The 4,280-nt window shown below is 75.4% G+C and carries 1 protein-coding gene; it reads right to left on the bottom strand.

Annotation, left to right across the window (positions count from 1 at the left end):
- A partial coding sequence (locus tag ACFV4G_RS43090) for a type I polyketide synthase (RefSeq protein ID WP_380449063.1) occupies positions 1-4,280 on the bottom strand: 4,280 nt, incomplete at both ends.

Below are 4,280 nucleotides of genomic sequence, written 5' to 3'. Positions count from 1 at the left end.
TGTCCGGTGAAGAGGAAGGCGAGGCGGGCGGGGGTGGTGGTTTCGCCGCGGTGGAGGGCGGGGTGGTCCTGGTCGTTGGCGAGGGCGTCGAGTGCTGCGAGGGCTTCGTCGCGGTCGGCCGCCACCACCGCCGCACGGTGCTCCAGTGACGCTCGGCCGCGTGCGAGCGCGCCGCCGATCGCTTCGGCCTGACCCTCGGCCTGCCCCTCGGTCTCGCGCACGAAGGCCCCGAGTCGGCGGGCCTGTTCACGCAGGGCCGGTGCGGTGCGGGCGGAGAGCGGCCACAGCACGGGCCCGGGGTCCTCCGTCGTCGTGGTCGCGCCGTCTTCGGTGTGGTCCTGTTCGAGGATGACGTGGGCGTTGGTGCCGCTGATGCCGAAGGAGGAGACGGCGGCGCGGCGGGGGTGGCCGTTGGGGGTCCATTCCCGTTCGTGGGTGAGGAGTTCGACGGTGCCGGTGGTCCAGTCGACGTGGGGGGTGGGTTCGTCGATGTGGAGGGTGCGGGGCAGGAGGCCGTGGTGCATGGCCTGGATCATTTTGATGATTCCGCCGACGCCGGCGGCGGCCTGGGTGTGGCCGATGTTGGATTTCAGGGAGCCGAGCAGGAGGGGGTATTCGGTGGGTCGGTCCTGTCCGTAGGTGGCGAGGATGGCCTGGGCTTCGATGGGGTCGCCGAGGCGGGTGCCGGTGCCGTGGGCCTCGACGGCGTCGATGTCGGCGGGGGTGAGTGCGGCCTGGTGGAGGGCCTGGCGGATGACGCGTTCCTGGGCTGTGCCGTTGGGGGCGGTGAGGCCGTTGGAGGCGCCGTCCTGGTTGATGGCGGAGCCGCGGACGAGGGCGAGGACGTGGTGGCCGTTGCGGCGGGCGTCGGAGAGGCGTTCGACGAGGAGGAGGCCGACGCCTTCGGACCAGCCGGTGCCGTCGGCCGCCGCGGCGAACGGCTTGCAGCGGCCGTCGGCGGACAGTCCGCGCTGCCGGCTGAACTCGACGAAGGTGTCCGGCCGCGACATGACCGTGACGCCGCCCACGAGTGCGAGGTCGCATTCGCCCTGCCGCAGGGACTGGGCGGCGAGGTGCAGGGCGACGAGCGAGGAGGAGCACGCGGTGTCGACGGTGACCGCCGGGCCCTCCAGCCCGAACGTGTAGGCGAGGCGGCCCGACACGACGCTGGAGGTGTTGCCGGTGAGCAGGTAGCCCTCCAACTCGGCCGGGGCCTTGGGCAGTCGCGAGCCGTAGTCGTTGTACATGACGCCGACGAAGACTCCGGACCGGCTGCCCCGGACGGTGCCCGGTTCGATCCCGGCCTGCTCGAAGGTCTCCCAGGCCGTTTCCAGCAGCAGCCGCTGCTGCGGGTCCATGCTGGTCGCCTCGCGCGGGCTGATCCCGAAGAACTCGGCGTCGAACTCGTCGGCTCCGTACAGGAATCCGCCCTTGTGGGTGTAGGACGTGCCGGGGTGGTCCGGGTCGGGGTCGTACAGGCCGGAGAGGTCCCAGCCGCGGTTGGTGGGGAAGTCGCCGATGGCGTCGGTGCCGGAGGCGACGAGCCGCCAGAGGTCCTCGGGGGAGGCGACGCCGCCCGGGTAGCGGCAGGCCATGCCGACGATCGCGATCGGGTCGTCGTCGACCACGGTGCGTGCCTGCGGGGCCGGGGCGGCGCGGTCCGCGAGACCGCCGGGCAGTAGCGAGAGCACGTGGGCGACGAGCGCGGCCGGCGTCGGGTGGTCGAAGACCAGGGTCGTGGACAGCCGCAGGCCGGTGGTGGTGGCCAGCCGGTTGCGCAGGTCCACGCCGGTGAGGGAGTCGAAGCCGAGGTCCTTGAAGGCACGGTCGGCGTCGATGGTCGCCGGAGAGGCGTGACCCAGCACGGTGGCGACCGTCGTCCGAACCAACTCGCCCACGGCGTCCGCCCGTTCCGGCGTGGGCAGGGAGGCGGTGCGCTCCGCCCAGGAGCCGGTGGAGCCGGCGGTGGCGGAGGCGCCGGCACCGGCCCGTCGGCGCGGAGGCCGCACCAGGCCGCGCAGCGGAGCCGGCAGCGGGCCGGCCGTGGACCTGGCGCGCAGCGCGGTGAGGTCGAGCCGGACCGGGACGAGTGCCGCGGCGGGTGAGCGCAGGGCCGCGTCCAGGAGCGCGAGGCCGTGCTCGGTGGTGAGCGCGGGGAGTCCCGAACGTGCCCAGCGCAGCAGGCCGGCCGTGCCGAGGGCGCCGGCCATCCCGTCCTGTTCCTCCCACAGGCCCCAGGCGAGCGAGGTGGCGGGCAGGCCGTGGGCGTGGCGGTGCTCGGCGAGGGCGTCCAGGTAGGCGTTGGCGGCGGCGTAGTTGGCCTGGCCCGCGGTACCGGTGACCCCGGTGACGGAGGAGAAGAGCACGAAGGCGGAGAGGTCCGCGGTCGTGGTGAGCTCGTGCAGGTTGAACGCGGCGTCGGCCTTGGGGCGCAGGACGGTGTCCAGCCGCTGCGGGGTGAGGTCGGTCAGCACGCCGTCGTCGAGCGCTCCGGCGAGGTGGAAGACCGCGCCCAGCGGGCGGTCCGCCGGGATCGTGTCCAGGACGTCGGCCAGGGCGTCCCGGTCGGCCGCGTCGCACGCCGCGAAGCGCACCTCCGCGCCGGATCCGGCCAGTTCGCGGAGGAGGTCCTGGGCGCCGGGCGCCCGTTCGCCGCGGCGGCTGAGGAGCAGCAGGTGCCGTGCCCCGTGCTGCCGCACGAGGTGACGGACGAGCACACGGCCCAGGGCGCCGGTTCCGCCGGTGACCAGCACGGTGCGTTCGGCGAGCCCGGCGGGTGCGGCGTCGCCCGGTGCGATGTCGGCGCGGGTGAGGAGGGGCGCGAACAACGTCCCGTCGCGCAGGGCCAGTTGGGGCTGGATCGAGGCGGCCGCGAGGGCGGGAAGGTCGGCGGCGGCGTCGTCCAGGTCGATGACGGCGAAGCGGTCGGGGTGTTCGGTCTGGGCCGAGCGGAGGAGGCCCCAGGCGGCGGCGGACCAGGGGTCGGGAACGTCGTCCGTCGCGGTGGCGGCGACGGCGCCCCGGGTGAGCAGGAGGAGCCGGGAGCCGGCGAACCGGTCGTCGGCCAGCCAGGCGTGCGCCAGGTCCAGTGCGTGGGCCACGGCGGGCCGGCCGCTCGGCACGGTCGCCGCGACCACGTCGGGCACCGGGGCGGTCCCGTCGTCCCCGTCGGTCCCGCGGAGCGCGCCGAGGTCCCGGAGTTCGCGGGGCCCGTCGACGAGGGTCACCGACGGCCGCCCCGACGGGCCCGGCGTCGCCGTGGGCCGCCAGTCGATCCGGTGGAGGTCCCGCGTCCGGCCGTCGGGCTCGTCCAACTGCTCGCGCCGGACGGGGAGCAGGGCGAGCTCCTCGACGGTCACGACCGGCTGCCCGGCCGGATCGGCGGCGCTGAGCGACCGGCCGGACCAGACGACCCGCAGCTCGGCGGCACCTGCCGCGTGCAGTTCCACGCCGGACCACGAGAAGGGCAGCGGCAGTCCGTCGGCGTCCTCCGCCTCGCCGGCCACCAGCGGGTGCAGTGCGGCGTCCAGGAGGGCCGGGTGCAGGGGGAAGCCGCCCGCGTCGCCCCGTACGTCCTCGGGCAGCGAGAGTTCGGCGAAGAGCTCGTCACCGCGCCGCCAGGCCGCCCGTACGGCCCGGAACGCCGGTCCGTACGCGTAGCCGAGTTCGGCCAGGCGCCCGTACAGCGTCACGGTGTCGAGGGCATCGGCGCCGGCCGGCGGCCAGGTCGTCGGCGCGGCGGCGGCCGGCCGCCCGGCCGGGGTCAGCAGCCCCACCGCGTGCCGGGTCCACTCGTCGGCGTCGCCGGGGCGCGAGTGGACGGCGAGCGTGCGGGCTCCGCTGTCCGGGTCGGCCGCGCCGACGGTCAGCTGGAGCACCAGCGGGCCGGTGGCGGGCAGGGCGAGCGGCGCCTCCAGGGTCAGCTCGTCCAGTCGGGGGGTGCCCGAACGCTCGCCCGCCGCCAGGGCGAGGTCGACGAACGCGGTGCCGGGCAGGATCGGGCGGCCGAGGATCTCGTGGTCGGCGAGCCAGGGGTGGGTGTCGAGCGACAGCCGGCCGGTGAACAGCAGGCCGCCGTCGGAGGCGAGTTCGACGGTCGCGCCGAGCAGCGGGTGGTCGGTGGCGCCGAGCCCGAGGCCCTCGGGACCGGCCGGCGGGGCGGTCGGCAGGAGCCAGAACTGCTCGCGTTGGAAGGGGTAGGTGGGGAGGTTGGGGTGGGTGTGGGTGGTGGTGGGTGGGGTGGGGGTGTGGCCGTGGGTGTGGGTGGTGGCGAGTGCGGT

The sequence above is a fragment of the Kitasatospora sp. NPDC059747 genome, assembly GCF_042732955.1.
Classification (GTDB): Bacteria; Actinomycetota; Actinomycetes; order Streptomycetales; family Streptomycetaceae; genus Kitasatospora.
The sequence above is the reverse complement of the archived record's forward strand: the minus strand, read 5'-3'. Positions and strand labels throughout refer to the sequence as shown.